This is a genomic window from Streptomyces aurantiaciflavus, from assembly GCF_049808595.1.
Lineage (GTDB): Bacteria > Actinomycetota > Actinomycetes > Streptomycetales > Streptomycetaceae > Streptomyces.
On sequence record NZ_JBNCAQ010000016.1, the window covers coordinates 22,122 to 39,296 of the forward strand.

The window sequence follows — 17,175 nt, forward strand, 5'->3', positions numbered from 1 at the left end:
TCTCCTCGGGGCGGATGGCGGGACACCTACGGGCTGCGAGGTCCACAGGTCGGGTGGCGGGGGAGGGGCGCAGCCGGGGCCCGACGGGGCAGTCCCAGATCAATGTTTGAAGCCAAACGATAGGGATCGCTCCCATCGGCCACAAGAGGGTGGCGACAAGAATTTATCCAGTCGGATAGGCATTGACCATCGTCCGAAACGGTCCCTATCTTGTTTGAAGCCAAACGAGATGCTCGTGCGGTCACAGCACCGACGGACCGGGACCGGGCCGCGCGACGGCCGGTCGCACCGTCCGCCTTCTCACCCCGCTTCGACGCCCTCACATTCAGGAGGACCGGCCATGAAGGTCGTCGTTGACATGAACAAGTGCCAGGACCACGGCCAGTGCGTCTTCGCGGCTCCCGACGTCTTCCAGCTCGACGACGACGGACACCTCACCCACGTCGGCGATCCGGACGACGCGCTGCGCGACGAGGTCGAGGAAGCCGCCGACGTGTGCCCGCTGCAGGCCATCCGGATCGAGGACTGAGCCCCGTGACCGGACGCGTTGTCGTCGCCGGCGCCTCGATGGGCGGCCTGCGCGCCGCCGAACAGCTGCGCGCGGCGGGCTGGACCGGGCCGATCACCGTCGTCGGCGACGAGCCCCACATGCCGTACAACCGGCCTCCGCTGTCCAAGGAGGTCCTGGCCGGCCAGGCGCCGTTCGCATCGCTGGCCTTCATCCCGAAGGCGTCCGCCGCCGACGTGGAGTGGCGGCTCGGCACGAGGATCGTCGCCGCCCGGCTCGCCGAGCGGACCGTCGCACTCGACGACGGCTCGGAGATCCCCTACGACGGCCTGGTCGTCGCCACCGGTACGCGGCCCCGGCGGCTGTGCTGCCCCGGCCCGCTCGCCGGCCGCCACACGGTCCGCACCATCGACGACGCCCAGGGCCTGCGCGGCGAACTGACCCGGCCCGGCGCGCGGGTCGTCGTGGTCGGCGCCGGGTTCATCGGCTGCGAGGTGGCCGCCACCGCCGTAGGGCTCGGCGTCCGCGAGGTGACCGTCGTCGATCCCCTGCCGCTGCCCATGGTGGGGCCGCTCGGCGAGCTGCTCGGCGGTGCGCTGCTGAAACGGCACGAGGAACGCGGAGTGCGCTTCGCGCTCGGCGCGGGCGTCGCCGGATTCCAGGGCGAGGACCGGGTCACGGGCGTCGTGCTGAGCGACGGGACCGTACTGCCCGCGGACGTGGTCGTGGAGTCGGTCGGCTCGGTCGCCAACACCGAGTGGCTGGAGGGCAACGGGCTCGACCTGTCCGACGGCGTCCCCACCGACGAGCACCTGCGCGTCGGCGGACGGCCGGAGGTGGTCGCGGTCGGTGACGTCGCCCGCTTCCCCAACGCCCGCTACGACGGCGTACCCCGCCGCGTCGAGCACTGGTCCATCCCCACCGACACCGCCAAGCACGCCGCCAAGGCCCTCGTCACCCGTCTCACCGGCACCGACCTCGAGTTGGCGCCCTTCGCGCCCCTGCCCACCTTCTGGAGCGATCAGCACGAGTTCCGGTTGCAGTCCTTCGGCGCGCCGGCCCTCGGCAAGGACGACGTACGGATCCTGGACGGCGACCCGGAGGGTGACGTCCTGGCCGGCTACCACACCGGCGGCCACCTGGTCGGCGTCGTCGCCCTCGGCGGCCACGCCACCGCCCTGGGCGCCGCCCGCTACCGCGCCCGGTTGCTGAAGCAGCCCGCCCTCACTCCCTGAGCCCGCCCGCACCGCACAAGGAACCCCGCCATGCCTGCTGTCCGTGGTTACTTCCACCCCAAGACGGCGACCGGCGCCTCGTCGCTGATCCCGTCCCCGCCGTGGCGCTACTCCGGCGACCTGCTCACCGTCGAGTACCGCACCGACCCCGCACGCGTCCGCGAACTGCTGCCCGAGCCACTGGAGCCGGCCGACGAGGACCCCGGCGCGGTCGCGCTGATCTGGGCCGACTGGCAGTCCTGCTCCGCGTCGGGCGAGGAACTGCTCGACCCCGTGCTCTCCCAGTACAAGGAGGCCTTCGCGGTCGTGCGCTGCAAGTACCGGGGCCAGACCTACACCCGCTGCGTCCACATCTGGGTCGACAAGGACTTCGCCGTCGCGCGTGGCCTGCACCAGGGCTATCCGAAGAAACTCGGCTCGATCCACCAGACGCGCCCGCACCCGTACGGGCCCGCTCCGCGCATCGAGGCCGGCGCCCGCTTCGGCGCCACCCTCGCCGCCGCCGACCGGCGCCTCGCCCAGGCCGTGGTCACCCTGCGCGAGCCGTCCGAGACGAACGGCTTCGTCAACGGCCACCCCATGGCCCACCACCGCTGGCTGCCGTCCATCGAGAAGGGCAAGGGCCTGGCGCTGGACGAGCTGATCGAGTCCGGGGCCGCCTCCTTCGAGGGCGGACAGCCGTGGGTCGGGGACGCCGACCTCGAACTGTTCGAGGCGCCCACCGAGGAGCTGGCCCGGCTGGAGATCCGCGAGCCGATCGCCGCGTACTACCGGCAGGTCGGCGTCGTCTGGGACGGCGGGCGCCTGCTGGAGTCCGGTACGTCCGGCGCCGAGTGACCACCGTACACAGCACAGGACTTGGAGACCGGACATGACCGAGCACACCCTCACGGTGGCCGGGGTCGCCGTCGACACCCGGCACTGGATCGGCGGCGAGCGCGTCGCTGCCGGCGAAACGTTCACCGATGTCTCGCCGATCGACGGCAGCACCCTCGGAGAGATCGCCCGGGGCACTCCGGCGGAGGCGGCCGCGGCGGTGGCCGCGGCCAAAGCCGCCTTCCCCTCCTGGGCCGCCACGTCCCGTGCCGAACGCGCCCGCATCCTCCACGCCGTCGCCGACGGCGTGGAGAAACGGCTCGAAGAGCTGGCGATCGTCGAGACCACCGACAACGGCGCCCTCCTGCGCTCGCACCGCCGGGGCGTGATGCCCCGCGTCGCCCACAACTTCCGCTTCTTCGCCGACCGGCTGCTGACGCCGGCCCACGAGGACTTCGCCACCCGCGGCCACACGAACCACGTCTCGTGGGACCCGGCCGGCCCCTGCGTGCTGATCACGCCGTGGAACGCCCCGCTGATGCTGGCGACATGGAAGGTCGCCCCCGCGCTGGCCGCCGGGAACACCGTGGTCCTCAAGCCCGCCGAGTGGTCCCCGCTGACCGCCTCCCTCCTGGCCGACATCGCGGCCGAGGCAGGCCTTCCCGCCGGGGTGCTGAACGTCGTCCAGGGCTACGGCTCGGAGATCGGCGACGCCCTCACCTCGCACCCGGACGTGCGCCGGATCAGCTTCACCGGTTCGGTGCCGACCGCCCGGCGCATCGCGGCCTCGGCCGCCGCGAACCTCACCCCGCTCAGCCTCGAACTCGGCGGCAAGTCGCCCCTGCTGGTGTTCGCCGACGCGGACCTGGACCTGGCCGTCGACCTGGCCGTGGAGCAGTACGACAACGCGGGACAGGTGTGCCTGGCCGCCACGCGCCTCCTGGTCGAGGAGACCGTCGCCGAGGAGTTCACCCGCCGCTTCGTCGCGAAGGCCGCGCGGCTCCGGCAGGGTGACCCGCGGGACGAGGCCACCGACATCGGGCCCACCATCCATCCCCGCCAGCTGGAGAAGATCGACGGCTTCGTGCAGCGGGCGCTCGCGGCCGGGGCGCGCGCGGTCATGGGCGGGCAGCGCAAGGGCGCGCGGTACTACACGCCGACCCTCCTCACCGGCGTCGCCCAGGACTCGGAGATCGTGCAGGAGGAGGTCTTCGGCCCCGTCCTGACCCTGCAGACCTTCGCCACCGAGGAGGAGGCCGTCCGCCTCGCCAACGACACCCGCTTCGGCCTGGCCGCGACCCTCGCCACCGGCGACCACGAGCGCGCCGACCGGGTCACCGCACGGCTCGTCGCGGGCACGGTGTGGGTCAACTGCTTCTTCGTGCGTGATCTGCGGGCGCCCTTCGGCGGCTCCCGCGAGTCCGGTGTCGGGCGCGAGGGCGGCACCTGGAGCTTCGACTTCTACTGCGACCTGAAGAACACCGTGACCGCCCCGAACGGATGGAAGAACCATGGGTGAGATCGTCGGGGCGGGCCTGCTCGCCCACGTCCCCACCATCGTGCTGCCGGAGGCCGACCGGCTGGAGCTCAACGAGGGCAAGGAGATCACCCTCGTCACCGGCCTGCGGCAACTCCGCCGGGACGTCTTCGAGGGCGACGCCGCCGACGACTACGACACCGTCGTCGTCCTGGACTCGCACTGGGCCACCACCGTCGAGTTCGTCGTCACCGCGCAAGCCCGCCGCGCGGGTCTGTTCACCTCCGAGGAACTGCCGCGCGGTATGTGCCGGATGCCGTACGACTTCCCGGGCGACCCCGAACTCGCCCACAACGTCGCCCGGTTCGCCGACAAGCACGGCACCTGGATCACCCCGATCGACGACGACCACCTGCCGATCTTCTACGCCACCATCAACCTCTGGAAGTTCCTCGGCGAAGGCCTGCCCGGCAAACGCTGGGTGACCATCGGCGTGTGCCAGACCGGCGACATGGAGGACCACCTCCGCCTCGGCCGCGCCCTGGCCGACGGCATCGCCGCCACCCCCGGCCGCCGGGTCCTGCTCATCGCCTCCGGCGCGATGTCGCACACCTTCTGGCCACTGCGCGAGATCCGCGACCACGAGGCCAGCGACCCGGCGCACATCTTCACGCCGGAGGCACGCGAGGCCGACTACGAGCGCATCGCCTGGTTCAAGGAGGGCCGCCACGACAAGGTCCTCGACACGATGGACGAGTTCTGGAAGTACAGGCCCGAGGCGAAGTTCTTCCACTACCTGATGATGGCCGGCGCCCTCGGTGAACATGCGTGCACGGCCAGGGCCCGCCAGTACGGCGAGTACGAGAACTCCGTCGGCACCGGCCAGGTGCACCTGTGGTTCGACCGCCCGGCCGACGGCTGGACCGGCACGGGAACCCCGGCGCCCACTGCCCCGCACACCCCGCACCGCCGCTCCTAGAAAGGCCCCACGCCATGCCCGAACACCGTCGCATCCTCCTCGACGGCGCCGCCGTCGAAACCGTCCGGGACGGCGACGAACTCGTCGCCGGGGACGGCCGCCGCGTCAAGACCGAGGACGCCCAGCACCTGCCCCCGGTCGTGCCCTCCAAGGTGATCGCCGTCCACCTCAACCATCGCAGCCGCGTCGACGAGTTCCGGATCGACCTGCCCGACACGCCCACCTACTTCCACAAGCCGACCTCCGCCCTCAACTCCCACAAGGGCGCGATCGTCCGCCCCGAGGGCTGCAAGTGGCTCAACTACGAGGGAGAGGTCGCCATCGTCATCGGCCGGACCGCCCGCAACGTCTCGCCGGACGAGGCGGGGGAGTACATCGCGGGGTACACGATCGCCAACGACTACGGCCTGCACGACTTCCGCGACACCGACGCCGGGTCGATGCTCCGCGTCAAGGGTTCCGACACCCTCTGCCCGCTCGGCCCCGGCCTGGTCACCGACTGGGACTTCCACGGCAAGCGGCTGCGCACCCACGTCAACGGAGAGGTCGTCCAGGACGGCTCGACCGACGAGATGAAGTGGGACATGCACTACCTCGTCGCCGACATCGCGCGCACCATCACCCTGTACCCGGGGGACGTGCTGCTGTCCGGCACCCCGGCCAACTCCCGGCCCGTGCGCCCCGGTGACGTCGTCGAGGTGGAGGTCGAGGGCCTGGGCCGGCTCACCAACCACATCGTCACCGGCCCGACGCCCGTCCGCACGGACGTGGGCGCCCAGCCCACCGAGTCCGAGGAAGTCCTGTCCACCGCTCTCGGCGGCGACTGGGAGTTCCGCGGCATCCGCCCGCCCCGGCGCTGACACGCTGTGGATAGGGTCACGGTCATGACCGAGCCCGACGAGCCGACCGCCCCGCGCCGCCCGCGCAAGCGCGTCAACTACGGCACGGGCCGCGAGGCCCTGCTGAACGCCGCCGTGCGCGTGGTGGCCCGGGGCGGGCTGCGCAGGCTCACCTACCGGGCGGTCGCCGAGGAGGCCGGGGTCACCCACGGGCTGGTCGTCCACCACTTCGGCTCGCGCGACGCGCTGATCGAGGAGGCCCTCACCCACGCCATCCGCCTGTCCCTGAGCGGCAGCGCGCTCGAACCCGGCACCGGCGAGGTCGCCGACTTCTCCGCCGGGCTCTCCGACATGATCACGGCGGATCCGGACACGCAGGCGTTCCAGTACGAGCTGCTGCTCGAAGCACGCCGCCGCCCGGAGCTGCTGGCCCATATCCGACGGCTCTACGACGAGTACTTCGACGCCACCGAGCGGGAGCTGTCCCGCATACTCCCCGACGGCGCGAAGCGTCCCCTGACCCGGCTCGTCTTCGCCGCCCTGGACGGTCTCGTCCTGCACCAGCTGGTCTTCGGCGAGCCCGAGGTCACCGACGCCGCCCTGGAGGAGCTGCGCTCGCTGCTGCGGCTGCTCCACAGCGACAGGGACACCGACGCCGACCGCTGACGCCCCTCCTGGCGGGCACCGCCGCCCGGGCAGGCGAGAAAACCCGGACACCCCCTTGTCAAACGGATGACCGCGTCTCACCATGAGGCAATTCGTTTGGCTCGAAACGACTTCTCTCCGTCTCTCTTCCCCCCTTCCTCCCGCCCCTCCCTCCCGGCAGGTGATCCGAATGGACACTCAGACGGCGGTCGGCGACCGCACCGCGCCCGACGGCTCCAGCGCAGGCAAGCTCAAGCCCAACTCCCTCGGCGTGCTGGGCATCCTCTTCTTCGTCCTGTCCGCGCAGGCGCCGCTGACCGGCATCGCGGGCTCCGTCCCCATCTCCGTCGCCCTGGGCAACGGCCCCGGCACGCCCGCCGCCTACGCGGCGGCCGGCGTGATCACCCTGCTGTTCTCCGTCGGCTTCGTGGCCATGGGACGGCATGTGGTGAACGCCGGCGCCTTCTACACGTACATCGGCAAGGGCCTCGGCCGCTCGCTCGGCGCCGGCAGCGCCGGCGTCGCGCTGTTCGCCTACTGTGCGATCCAGGCCGCCATGTACGGCCTGTACGGCGCGACCGTGAGCGCGCTGCTCGCGCACCACGCCGATCTGGACGCGCCCTGGTGGGTGTGTTCCCTGGTCACCATGGCGATCGTCCAGGTGCTGGGCGCGGCGGGCATCGAGATGGGCGCCAAGGTGCTGGCGGTCTTCGTGCTGGCGGAGTTCAGCATCCTGACCGCCTTCGCGCTCGTCACCTTCGCCAAGGGCGGCGGGCCCGAGGGGCTCGGCCTCACTCGGTCCTTCTCGCCGGGCGCCGCCCTGGAAGGGGCCCCGGGTGTGGCGCTCATGTTCGCCGTGGCGTCGATGATCGGCTTCGAGGCCACCGCGATCTATGGCGAGGAGGCCCGCGAACCCCGCAGGACCGTCCCCCGGGCCACGTATCTGGCCGTCGCCCTCGTCACCGGCTTCTTCGCCTTCACCTCCTGGATGCTGGTCTCCTCCTACGGCGCGTCGCAGGCGACCGCGGCCGCCGGGAAGGCACTGGAGAGCGGCGACTCGACGGTGTTCGTCTTCGCCCCGATCGCCGCGCAGTTCGGCGCCTGGGTCAACGACGTCCTGCCGATCCTGCTGGCCACCTCCCTCTTTGCCGGCATCCTCGCCTTCCACAACTCCGCCAACCGCTACCTGTTCTCCCTCAGTCGCGACGGACTGCTGCCCCGCAGGCTGTCGTCGATCAACCGCCGCCACTCGCCGGGTGCCGCGGGTGCCGTGCAGACCGCGATCGCCGTGCTCCTGGTCGTCCCCTTCGCGCTGGCCGGCAAGGACCCGGTGCTGACCCTCTTCTCCTGGGGCAGCGGCGTCGCCGTCCTCGGGATCATGCTTCTGTACCTGCTGACCTCGATCTCCGTGGTCGCCTTCTTCCGGCGCCACCGCCTGGACGCGCGCCCCTGGAACACGTTGTTCGCCCCCGCCCTCGGAGCTGTCGGCATCGCCGGCGCCATCTGGCTGATCGTCGAGAACTTCACCACGCTCATCGGCGGCGACCTGACCACCGCCGTCTGGCTCGAACTCGCCGTCCCGGCGGTTCTGGCCCTCGGCGTCGTCGCGTCCCGGCCGGCCGCCGGCAGGCCGGCGGCCGAGGGCTGACTCACCGCTCGACATCCACCCACCCCCGCCCCTCGGCGCCTTGCGAGGGACTCACCGCAGACATACCGTTTGGGCTCAAATTTCTTGGCGAGCTGGAGGCCGCGCATGCTGGACATCACCTACGACGAGTGGCTGCGCCGCGCCAAGACCCTGGAGGTGCCCGGCGCCCATCACATCGACGGCGCCGACGAACCCGGCGGGGGAGCGAGCTACTCGGTCGTCTCGCCCCGCGACGGCGGAGTCCTCGCCGAGGTCGCGGACGGGGGCGCCGCCGAGGTGGACGCGGCCGTCGCCGCCGCCCGCCGGGCCTTCGACACCGGCCCCTGGCCCCGCCTCACCCCCGCCGAGCGGGGCCGGACGCTGGTGCGGATCGCCGAACTCCTGGAAGAGCGACGCCAGTCGCTCGCCCTGACAGTGAGCCTGGAGATGGGCAAGCCGATCACCGACGCCCACGACATCGAGCTGCGCGCCGCCGTCAACACCTTCCGTTGGTACGGACAGTTGGCGGACAAGCTGACCGACGAGTCGCCGCACACCGCGCCGGACGCGCTCGCCCTGGTCACCCGGGAACCCGCGGGAGTGGTGGGCGCGGTCGTGCCGTGGAACTTCCCGCTGACGCTGGCGAGTTGGAAGGTGGCCCCGGCGCTCGCGGCCGGCTGCACCGTCGTACTGAAGCCGTCGGAGAACTCGCCCCTGTCCGCGCTGCTGCTGGGCCGGATCGCGACCGAGGCCGGACTGCCGCCGGGCGTGCTCAACGTGGTCAACGGCAACGGGCCGGTGGCCGGGCGCGCCCTCGGCCTCCACCCCGGCGTCGACGTGCTGGCCTTCACCGGCTCCACCGCCGTGGGCCGCCACTTCCTGCGCTACGCGGCCGACTCCAACCTGAAGCGCGTCTGGCTCGAGCTCGGCGGCAAGTCGCCGAACATCGTCCTTCCCGACGCCCCTGACTTGGAGAAGGCCGCCGCCACCGCCGCCTGGGGCATCTTCTTCAACCAGGGCGAGATGTGCACCGCGCCCTCCCGGCTGCTGGTGCACTCCTCCGTCGCCGAACGCGTCACCGAGGCCGTCGTCGCCAGGGCCCGGGAGCTACGGGTGGGCGACCCCCTCGACCCCGCCACCGAGATGGGCGCCCTGGTCGGCGAGGACCATCTGAGCCGGGTGCAGGACCACATCCGCACGGGGCTCGCGGAGGGCGCCCGGCTGCGCACCGGCGGCTCCCGCACCCGCGCCGACACCGGCGGCAGCTTCCTGGAACCGACCGTCTTCGACCGGGTGGACCCCGGCATGCGGCTGGCCCGTGAGGAGATCTTCGGCCCGGTGTTGTCCGTCCTCGCCTTCGACGACCTTCAGGAGGCGGTGCACCTGGCCAACGCCACCGAGTACGGCCTCGCCGCCGCGCTGTGGACGAGCGACCTGTCCACCGCCCACCAGGTCTCCCGCGCGCTGAAGGCCGGCACGGTGTGGGTCAACTGCTACGAGGAGGGCGACCTGACCGTCCCCTTCGGCGGGGTGAAGCAGTCGGGCAACGGCCGCGACAAGTCCGTCCACGCCCTGGAGAAGTACACCGAACTGAAGACCACCTGGATCCAGCTGTGAGCCGTACCCCCGCGCGGCCCCTGATCGCGATCCCCGCCCGCTTCTCCGCCACGGCCTCCGCACTGCGCTACGCCGCGGAGGTCAACGCCCGCGCACTGGTCGAGGCGGTCTGGCGGGCCGGCGGCGAACCGGCGAGCATCCACCCCGCCGACCCGGACGAGCAGGACGTCACCGCCCGGCTCGCCCGCTTCGACGGTGTCCTGCTCCCCGGGGGCGGCGATCTCGCCCCCCACCGCTACGGCGCCGCCGGCACCCACGCGAGCGTCTACGACGTCGACGACCTCCAGGACGCCTTCGACCTCGAACTGGCCCGCCGCGCACTGCACTCGGGCCTGCCGCTGCTGGCGATCTGCCGCGGCCTCCAGGTCGTCAACGTCGCCCTCGGCGGCACGCTGGAACAGGACATGGGCGGCCCGCGGCGCGAACACCGGCACGTCCTCCACCCGGTGGCCGTCCAGCGCGGCACCCTGCTGGAACAGGCGACGGGCGCGGAGAAGGCGGAGGCCTCCTGCTATCACCACCAGCGCGTGGACCGTCCCGGGACGGGACTCGTGGTCACCGCGCGCGCCGCCGACGGCACCGTGGAAGGGCTCGAACTCCCCGACACCCACGGGTGGTTCACCGCCGTGCAGTGGCACCCCGAGGACACCGCCCACGAGGACCCCGCCCAGCAGGGCCTCTTCGACGCCCTGGTAAGAGCGGCCCGCGACCGTTTCTGACCCCGCCTCGCGGGACCGAACGAACGTCACGTCCGCCCACCCGCTCCCGCCGGGCGCCGGTCTCAGGGACGGATCCCGTCGCAGGCGATGGCCAGGTGCCGCGGTCCGCGCAGTACGGCGTTCTGCCGGTACGGGGGCGGGTCCTCCAGCAGGCGCGGGTTCTCCAGCCTGCGGGCCAGTTCCGACAGGGCGAGCTGCGCTTCGAGCCGGGCGAGCGGCGCGCCGAAGCAGCTGTGGATGCCGCTGCCCAGCCCCAGGTGCTGGATGTCCCGGCGGTCCGGGTCGAAGCGGTCCGGATGCTCGAAACGCTGGGGGTCGCGGTTGCCGGAAGCCAGAACGAGCCACAGGGAGGCGCCCTTCGGGATGGTGACGCCGTGGATGTCGATGTCGGCGAGAGGGGTGCGCTGCGGCACCAGTTGCACCGGCGGCTCGAAACGCAGCAGTTCCTCGACGATGGGCACGGCGAGCCGTGGATCGGCGCGCAGCCGCTGCAGGACCTCGGGGTTGCGCAACAGCGTCAGCATGCCGTTGGTGACGAGGTTGACCGTGGTCTCGTGCCCCGCGATCAGCAGCAGCGCCGCGGTGCTGAGCAGTTCCATGGTGGTCATCGCGCCGTCCGGGCCCTTGGCCGTCGCCAGCTGGGAGAGCATGTCGTCGCCCGGCTTCCTGCGGCGCTCCTCGATCAGGCCGGCCAGGTACATGCCCAGCTGCATACGGGCCTCGTGCGACTCCTTGCCCCGCTCGGCGGGGTCCGCGTCCGGATCGGGGTCCAGGCTCGCGGCGATGGTGTCCGCCCAGCTGTGGAAGCGCGCCTCGTCCCCGCGCGGCACACCGAGCAGCCGGCAGATCACCGTCACCGGAAACGGGTACGAGAACTGCTCCACCAGGTCGATCCGGCCCGGGTCGCCGATGCCGTCGATGAGGCCGGCGACGATGTCGCGGAGCTCTCCGCGCATCCCGTCGACCCGGTGCGGGGAGTGCGGCGGGCCGAAGGGCCGGTTCGTCATGCGTCGCAACCGGTCGTGCTCCGGCGGGTCGAGCCGCAGGAAGCTCGGCGGCAGGGCGGTCTGCTCCTCCTGACCGGACTCGGCCAGCGGGTCGCGGGCGGTCGAGGCCAGATTGCGGGCGTCGGAGCTGATGCGGGGGTCGTGCAGGAGGCTGCGGATCTCGTAGTAGGTGCTGACGACGTACGGCCCGTCCTCCTCGTGGTGGACCGGCGTCTTCCGCAGCTCCTCGTAGATCGGGTACGGATCGGCGCGGTTGGCGTAGTCCAGGATCTGGTGCAGCAGCGATTGCGTCATGGCGGGTCCTCGAGGCCGTCCGGGTCAGTGCGCGGGCTTGAACGTCATCCGGCGGTCGGCCGGCGAATATCCGCTGAGGGTCACGGTCGGACCGTGCGTGGGGACCGACGGGTCGGGGAAGTCCGCGTCCACCGGCCGCCGGCCCTCAGGACGCCGGTCGACCGTGGGGAACGGCGGCGGGAACGGCGCCGTGGTCTCGATCAGCTCCTGGTAGAAGGGCAGCCACCGGGCATGGTCGAAGGCGACCGCGCCGATGACCCGCCCCTGGTACCCGTAGACGCCGACGAACCGGCGCTCCGCCGTCGAGCCCTGCGAGATGACGATCTCCGTCCCCAGCGTCGGCACACCGACCGACTTGATGTTCACGCCGAACTGCGAGGACCAGAAGGCCGGCATCCACATGTGGGGGAGGCGGTCGGAGCTCGCGCTGAGCATGTTGTGCGCCGCGGTCTCGGCCTGGGAGACGGCGTTCCCCCAGTGCTCCAGGGACAGGAACTGGTAGCCGAACAAGGCGTGCGGGGACCGGGCGACATCGCCGGCGACATAGATGTCGTCGGTGACGATGCCGCGGATGTCGAAGGCGCGGCAGCCGGCGTCGCAGGCGATGCCGCGGGGGCCGGCGCCCAGTCCGGACCCGGCGAGCCATTCGGTGTTGCGGGTGGCGCCGAGCGAGACGATCACCACGTCGGTCTCGACACCGGAGCCGTCGGACAGATGCGCGGCGCGCACCCGTCCCGAGGCGTCGCCCTCCAGAGCGGTCACCATGACCCCGCACCGCAGGTCCACGCCGGCCTCGCGCTGGATGTCGGCGGCGACCGCGCCGACCACTCCGCCGAGTGCGCCGACCAGGGGGGCCGCGCCGCGCTCGGCGACGGTGACGGCGAGGCCGCGTTCGCGGCAGGCGGAGGCGATCTCCGAGCCGGTGAACCCGGCGCCGATGACGAGGACCCGCTTGGGGCGCTCGGCGAGCCGCCGCTCGAGAGCGGAGGCGTCGTCCCGGGTCCGCAGCACGAAGACGCCGTCGAGTTCCGCCTCGGCCGCGTGCGGCCACGGGCGGGCCCGTACACCGGTGGCGATCAGCAGCCGGTCGTACGGCACCTCGTCGCCGTCGGCCAGCCGCACCCGCCTGGCCGCCATGTCCAGGCCGGTGGCCGGGACGCCGAGCCGCCACGTCGCGTCGAGGGCTCGGCGCCTGGGCAGTGCGGTGCGGTCGGCGGCGGCCACGCCCAGCAGCACCTGTTTGGACAGCGGAGGGCGGTCGTACGGCTCGTGGGGCTCGTCGCCGATCATGGTCAGGGACCCGGCGAAGCCCTTGTCGCGCAGGGTCTCCGCGGCCCGCAGGCCCGCCAGCGAGGCGCCGACGACGACGACACGGCCCTCGCGTCTCAGCCTCTCCAGGGATCCGTCACCGTTCACCGGACACCGCCTCGGCCGGTGTGTCCACCGCGTCGACGAGGATGGCCTGGACGGGGCAGGCCGCGGCGGCCTGGGCCAGTTTCTCGCGCTGCGCCTCGTCGGCCTCCGGGTTGTACAGCAGCCCCTCCTCACCGTGCATGGCGAAGACGTCGGGGGCGAGGAACGCGCACTGCGCGTATCCCTGACAGCGGTTCAGGTCGACGACAAGCCTCACCAAGGGATCGGTCCTCTCCTGTGGCCCGTGCTCCCCCCCGCGACCATCGTCCGGGGCCGGAGCGGATACGGCGACGAGGAGGAGACCGTTGGAGTGAGCGCTGCCGCCGGATCAGACCGGGGCGGCGGGACGCCGGTCCCGCAGCATGTGCAGGCTGACGATCAGCGCCCAGGCCGGGAGGACCAGCTCGGACCAGGGCAGGTCCGCTCCCACCACCAGCAGCGTCAGGCCCGCGAGGTAGCCGAGGACCACGAGCGGGCGGGGGAGGGCGCCGAGGCGGCGGCCGATGGCCGAGGTGGTGAAGATGAACACCGCCGCCATGCGCATCGCGTACGTGGTCAGCAGCGCGTAGGCGAAGTGGCGGCCGAACGGCGAGGGCTGCTGACTCTCGTCCAGCACGGTCCCCGCCGCCGCGGCACTGCCGAACAGCGTGGCGACGAAGACCAGCCCGCTGCCCAGGAACACGGTGGACACGAACCGGTCCTCGCCCTCACCGGCCTGCTCGCGCAGGGCTCCCATGAACCACAGGAAGGCGATCCCGGCGAACGGGACCAGCGCCAGCGCCGCCTGCACGGCGCTCCGCTGCCCGGCATCGACGGCGACGTCGTCCCCGCCCGCCCCGCCGGGCAGGGCGATGCGCACCAGGACGATCGCCGCGGCCAGCAGGATCGCGAAGACGACCCCGGCGATCCCGGCGGCCCGGGGTGTCCCGAGGCGCTCGTGCTTGCGCGCCATGGCCCCTCGCTTTCTGTCCGCACCTCTTTCCTCCAGACAGCAGCAATCCGGGACCTCGCGCCACCGGGGACCACGCGACGGACGACCCGGTGCGCCGTCGGCGTCAGCCGGACTTCTCGCAGGAGGCCGTCGACCCGGACGAGTCCACGGCCATGTGAATCGTTCATCCACCAAATGGTTGACTTTCGGCTCGACGAGCCGGAGCATTCCGGAGGTGACACACTCCGCCCCCGGCCCCGCCGGTCCGGCCCTCCCCGGAGCCCTCGACGAGGCGGCCCACCGCTGCCTCGTCGCGGGCTTCGCCGGTACGACGACCGTCCCCGACCCCCTCAAGCGGCTCGTCGATCGCGGACTGGGCGGGGTCATCCTGTTCACCCGCAACGTCCGCGACGCCGACCAGGTGCGCGAACTCACCGGCACCCTGCGGGCGTTGCGCCCGGACCTCCTGATCGCCATCGACAACGAGGGCGGCGGCATCGGCCACCTGGTGGCCGCGGGCGCCCCCGAGGCGCCCGGCTCCTGGGCGCTCGGCGTCGCCGACGACCCCGGGCTCACCGCCGCGTGCGCGGACGCACTGGCCGGACACCTGCTCTCCCTCGGCATCACCGCCTCCTACGCCCCCGTCGCCGACGTCCAGAGCCGGTCCGAGAACCCGATCGTGCGCACCCGCGCCTTCGGCGCCGACCCCGAGCTGGTCTCCCGGCATCTGCGCGCCTGGATCGCGGCGACCGGGGCGCGCGGCGTGGCCTCCTGCGCCAAGCACTTCCCCGGCCACGGCGGAACCGTCACCGACAGCCACCACGAACTCGCCGTCGACCCGCGGCCGTACGACCGGCTCGACCTCGCGCCCTTCCGGGCCGCCGTCGACGCGGGCGTGCCCATGCTGATGAGCGCCCATGTCGTCTTCCCCGCCCTCGACCCGGACCGGCCGGCCACCCTCAGCCCGCGCGTCCTCTCCGAGCTGCTGCGCGGCGAACTCGGCTTCGACGGCGTCCTGGTGAGCGACGCGCTGGAGATGAAGGCCATCGCCGACCGCTACGGCGAGGCGGCCGGCGCGCGTCTCGCGCTCGCCGCCGGGGCGGACCAGGTCATCGTCGCCGTACCGGATCTGGAGGTCGCCCTCGCCTGCCGCGACGCCGTGCTCGACGCCCTGCGGGCCGGCGTGCTGCCTGAGGAGCGCGTGACCGAGGCCGCGGAGCGGGTACGGCGGCTCGCGCTGCGGTACGCGGTGCCGTACCGGCCGGGCGACGTGGCCGCGTGGGACGAGGAGGCCGGGCCGACGGCGGCGCGGCGGGCCGTGCGCAGCGGGGGACCGTTGCCGGAACCTGTGCCGGGCGCCCACGTCGTCGACCTCTTCCCGCGCCCGCATCCCGCCCTCAACTGGGGCGGTGAGGACCTCCTGACCGAGTTGCGTGCCGTCGACCCGACGGCCACGGGGACGGCGGTCGCCGGGGAGCCGGGCGACGCCGCGGCCGTCGTGGGGGAGGCGCTGCGGGCCGCGGACGGGCGGCCGCTGGTCGTCGCCGTGTGCGACGCCGGGCTGCATCCCTGGCAGGGGCGGCTGCGGGACGCGCTGCTGACCGCACGGCCGGACGCGCTGCCGGTGTCCACCGGGTTGCCGGAGCCGGGCAGCGCGCTGAGCGCATACGGGCGAGGACGGGCCAATCTGCGCGCGGTGGCGGAAGTGCTGGCGGGGCGGACGGCCTGACGGGTCTCCGCCCCCGCGATCACCCTTCGTCGATCAGTTCCGTGATCCCCCGCGCGGCCAGGTACGCCGTGTCCTGCGCCCGCTCCGCCAGGACCACCGCCGGGCGGACCCCCTCCTGGCGCAGGCGCATCCAGGCGTCGAAGAACCTGCCGCCCGGGCCGGAGACCGAGCGGGTGGACGGTGTGCAGTCCAGGACCAGGGCCGTGGTGCGGGGCGGTGGCGGGGCGGGAACGGCGCGGAGTTCGGCCACCGTGGCGGACAGGGCGTCCGCGATCGGCTTGGGGCGGCCCGTGGAGTCGAACAGGCCCAGGGTGTACTCCAGTTCCGGGAAGTCGGCCAGGGAGCGGTCGACGTCGTGGGAGCACCACCAGGTGACGCCCCACAGCCGTGCGCAGCCGGCCGCGTTGCGCAGCGTCGCGCGGGCGAAGCCGGGCGCGTCGGCCGCCGGGATGTGCGGCTCGGGCGCCCCGGTCTCCTGGACCCAGACCGGGCGGTCCGGGTCGGTGGCGTAGGCCGCCGCCAGCTCCGTGCCGTACTCCGCGAGGTGGTGCACCTGCGGTGAGCGCGGGCCGTGGCGGCGGGCGCAGTCGGCGGAGAACACCCAGGGGTGGACGGTGGTCAGGTCGCCCTTGCGGGCCGAGGCCTGCGGGGTGAAGGGGTGGTCGTCGCCGTACCAGGCGGCGTCGTACGCCGAGTGCGTGACCAGGCCGCCGCCCTCGCCCAGCCCGTCCCGCGCCGCGGCCAGCAGCGTGTCCAGGTAGTGGTCCACCTCGGCCACCGACACCGGGTTGTGCTCGACCAGGTTGTTGAGCTCGTTGCCGAGCTGGAGGCCGAGGAGAGCGGGGTGCCCGGACAGCGCGCGGCCCAGCGTGCGCAGCAGCACCGCCTGGGCCTCGACCGCCTCCGGGTCGGTGAACACGTTGCGGTGGTGCCAGCCGCGCGTCCACTCCGGGTAGAAGTCGAAGCTCGACAGATGGCCCTGGACGCCGTCCACGAGGACGTCCAGGCCGCACTCGGCCGCCAGGTCCACCAGACGGACGAGCTGGTCCACGGCCGAGGTGCGCACCAGGGTGCGGTTGGGCTGGAGCAGGGGCCACAGGTGGAAGACCCGGACGTGGTCCAGTCCCAGCCCGGCGATCTGCGCCAGGTCCTCGCGGGCGAGTCCGGGATCGAAGTCGTGCCACGCGTGGAACCAGCCCCGGCGTGGGGTGTAGTTGACACCGAAGCGGAGCGCGGGCGTGTCGATGGCGGCCTCCTCAAGAGACGGACGTTGTCTGCGGCCGGACCTCGTCCGCAGACGGACCTTGTCCGCGGCGAATGTATCAACCACCATGGGAGA

16 protein-coding genes are annotated in these 17,175 nt (G+C 72.7%); 11 read left to right on the forward strand and 5 right to left on the reverse strand.

Translation table 11 applies throughout. From position 1 onward, the window contains the following. Nucleotides 1–340: 340 nt before the first annotated feature. The 10 genes from ACPT94_RS20450 (at nt 341) to ACPT94_RS20495 (ending at nt 10,462) form a co-directional block, all read left to right on the forward strand. Nucleotides 341–529 carry a ferredoxin gene (locus ACPT94_RS20450; protein ID WP_360337290.1) on the forward strand — a complete coding sequence of 63 codons (189 nt, stop codon included), beginning with the start codon at nt 341–343 and terminating at the stop codon, nt 527–529. 5 nt (nt 530–534) lie between these two features. Next, nucleotides 535–1,743, forward strand: a complete 1,209-nt coding sequence (locus ACPT94_RS20455; RefSeq protein WP_360337288.1) for an NAD(P)/FAD-dependent oxidoreductase — start codon at nt 535–537, stop codon at nt 1,741–1,743. Between the two features lie 30 nt (nt 1,744–1,773). Next, on the forward strand, nt 1,774–2,580 hold the full coding sequence (locus tag ACPT94_RS20460; protein WP_425246477.1) for an acetoacetate decarboxylase family protein: 807 nt from the start codon (nt 1,774–1,776) through the stop codon (nt 2,578–2,580). 34 nt (nt 2,581–2,614) lie between these two features. After that, a complete protein-coding gene (locus ACPT94_RS20465; RefSeq protein WP_360337284.1) occupies nt 2,615–4,078 on the forward strand; it encodes an aldehyde dehydrogenase in 1,464 nt (487 codons plus the stop codon). Continuing rightward, nucleotides 4,071–5,015, forward strand: coding sequence for a 3,4-dihydroxyphenylacetate 2,3-dioxygenase (locus ACPT94_RS20470; RefSeq protein WP_360337282.1), 945 nt, complete (start codon nt 4,071–4,073; stop codon nt 5,013–5,015). The genes ACPT94_RS20465 and ACPT94_RS20470 overlap by 8 nt, the downstream gene beginning before the upstream one ends. A gap of 14 nt (nt 5,016–5,029) precedes the next feature. Further along, nucleotides 5,030–5,875, forward strand: a complete 846-nt coding sequence (locus ACPT94_RS20475; RefSeq protein WP_360337280.1) for a fumarylacetoacetate hydrolase family protein — start codon at nt 5,030–5,032, stop codon at nt 5,873–5,875. 24 nt (nt 5,876–5,899) lie between these two features. Continuing rightward, nucleotides 5,900–6,520: a TetR/AcrR family transcriptional regulator gene (locus tag ACPT94_RS20480; RefSeq protein ID WP_360337278.1), complete on the forward strand. Its 621-nt coding sequence runs from the start codon at nt 5,900–5,902 to the stop codon at nt 6,518–6,520. Between the two features lie 169 nt (nt 6,521–6,689). Further along, on the forward strand, nt 6,690–8,147 hold the full coding sequence (locus ACPT94_RS20485; RefSeq protein WP_425246478.1) for an APC family permease: 1,458 nt from the start codon (nt 6,690–6,692) through the stop codon (nt 8,145–8,147). Nucleotides 8,148–8,252: 105 nt separating this feature from the next. Then, nucleotides 8,253–9,743, forward strand: a complete 1,491-nt coding sequence (locus ACPT94_RS20490; protein ID WP_425246479.1) for an aldehyde dehydrogenase — start codon at nt 8,253–8,255, stop codon at nt 9,741–9,743. Then, nucleotides 9,740–10,462 carry a gamma-glutamyl-gamma-aminobutyrate hydrolase family protein gene (locus tag ACPT94_RS20495; RefSeq protein ID WP_425246480.1) on the forward strand — a complete coding sequence of 241 codons (723 nt, stop codon included), beginning with the start codon at nt 9,740–9,742 and terminating at the stop codon, nt 10,460–10,462. The genes ACPT94_RS20490 and ACPT94_RS20495 overlap by 4 nt, the downstream gene beginning before the upstream one ends. A 62-nt stretch (nt 10,463–10,524) precedes the next feature. On the opposite strand, the gene ACPT94_RS20500 is transcribed toward ACPT94_RS20495, so the two are convergent. The 4 genes from ACPT94_RS20500 to ACPT94_RS20515 all read right to left on the reverse strand — a co-directional run bounded on the left by ACPT94_RS20500 (nt 10,525) and on the right by ACPT94_RS20515 (nt 14,128). Further along, nucleotides 10,525–11,763 (reverse strand): cytochrome P450, encoded by a 1,239-nt coding sequence (locus ACPT94_RS20500; protein ID WP_360337270.1) that lies wholly within the window; start codon nt 11,761–11,763, stop codon nt 10,525–10,527. 24 nt (nt 11,764–11,787) lie between these two features. Next, nucleotides 11,788–13,179, reverse strand: a complete 1,392-nt coding sequence (locus ACPT94_RS20505; protein WP_360337268.1) for an NAD(P)/FAD-dependent oxidoreductase — start codon at nt 13,177–13,179, stop codon at nt 11,788–11,790. Continuing rightward, entirely contained in the window at nt 13,169–13,393 is a 225-nt protein-coding gene (locus ACPT94_RS20510) for a ferredoxin (RefSeq protein ID WP_360337336.1), read from the reverse strand. Before ACPT94_RS20510 ends, ACPT94_RS20505 begins: the two co-directional genes overlap by 11 nt. A gap of 111 nt (nt 13,394–13,504) precedes the next feature. Continuing rightward, nucleotides 13,505–14,128 carry a hypothetical protein gene (locus ACPT94_RS20515; protein WP_360337266.1) on the reverse strand — a complete coding sequence of 208 codons (624 nt, stop codon included), beginning with the start codon at nt 14,126–14,128 and terminating at the stop codon, nt 13,505–13,507. A 214-nt stretch (nt 14,129–14,342) separates the two neighbouring features. Here ACPT94_RS20515 and ACPT94_RS20520 point away from each other — a divergent pair, with 214 nt between their 5' ends. Continuing rightward, nucleotides 14,343–15,836, forward strand: coding sequence for a glycoside hydrolase family 3 N-terminal domain-containing protein (locus ACPT94_RS20520; RefSeq protein ID WP_425246481.1), 1,494 nt, complete (start codon nt 14,343–14,345; stop codon nt 15,834–15,836). A gap of 19 nt (nt 15,837–15,855) precedes the next feature. Here ACPT94_RS20520 and ACPT94_RS20525 read toward each other — a convergent pair whose 3' ends face one another. Beyond that, nucleotides 15,856–17,169: a glycoside hydrolase 5 family protein gene (locus ACPT94_RS20525; protein WP_425246482.1), complete on the reverse strand. Its 1,314-nt coding sequence runs from the start codon at nt 17,167–17,169 to the stop codon at nt 15,856–15,858. Nucleotides 17,170–17,175 lie beyond the last annotated feature (6 nt).

Excerpts from the sequence above, each read along its gene's own strand:
- ACPT94_RS20475 (WP_360337280.1), top strand. The coding sequence starts at position 5,030 with ATGCCCGAACACCGTCGCATCCTCCTCGACGGCGCCGCCGTCGAAACC.
- ACPT94_RS20480 (WP_360337278.1), top strand. The coding sequence starts at position 5,900 with ATGACCGAGCCCGACGAGCCGACCGCCCCGCGCCGCCCGCGCAAGCGC.
- ACPT94_RS20490 (WP_425246479.1), top strand. The coding sequence starts at position 8,253 with ATGCTGGACATCACCTACGACGAGTGGCTGCGCCGCGCCAAGACCCTG.
- ACPT94_RS20450 (WP_360337290.1), top strand. The coding sequence starts at position 341 with ATGAAGGTCGTCGTTGACATGAACAAGTGCCAGGACCACGGCCAGTGC.
- ACPT94_RS20515 (WP_360337266.1), bottom strand. The coding sequence starts at position 14,128 with ATGGCGCGCAAGCACGAGCGCCTCGGGACACCCCGGGCCGCCGGGATC.
- ACPT94_RS20485 (WP_425246478.1), top strand. The coding sequence starts at position 6,690 with ATGGACACTCAGACGGCGGTCGGCGACCGCACCGCGCCCGACGGCTCC.
- ACPT94_RS20470 (WP_360337282.1), top strand. The coding sequence starts at position 4,071 with ATGGGTGAGATCGTCGGGGCGGGCCTGCTCGCCCACGTCCCCACCATC.
- ACPT94_RS20500 (WP_360337270.1), bottom strand. The coding sequence starts at position 11,763 with ATGACGCAATCGCTGCTGCACCAGATCCTGGACTACGCCAACCGCGCC.
- ACPT94_RS20465 (WP_360337284.1), top strand. The coding sequence starts at position 2,615 with ATGACCGAGCACACCCTCACGGTGGCCGGGGTCGCCGTCGACACCCGG.
- ACPT94_RS20525 (WP_425246482.1), bottom strand. The coding sequence starts at position 17,169 with ATGGTGGTTGATACATTCGCCGCGGACAAGGTCCGTCTGCGGACGAGG.
- ACPT94_RS20460 (WP_425246477.1), top strand. The coding sequence starts at position 1,774 with ATGCCTGCTGTCCGTGGTTACTTCCACCCCAAGACGGCGACCGGCGCC.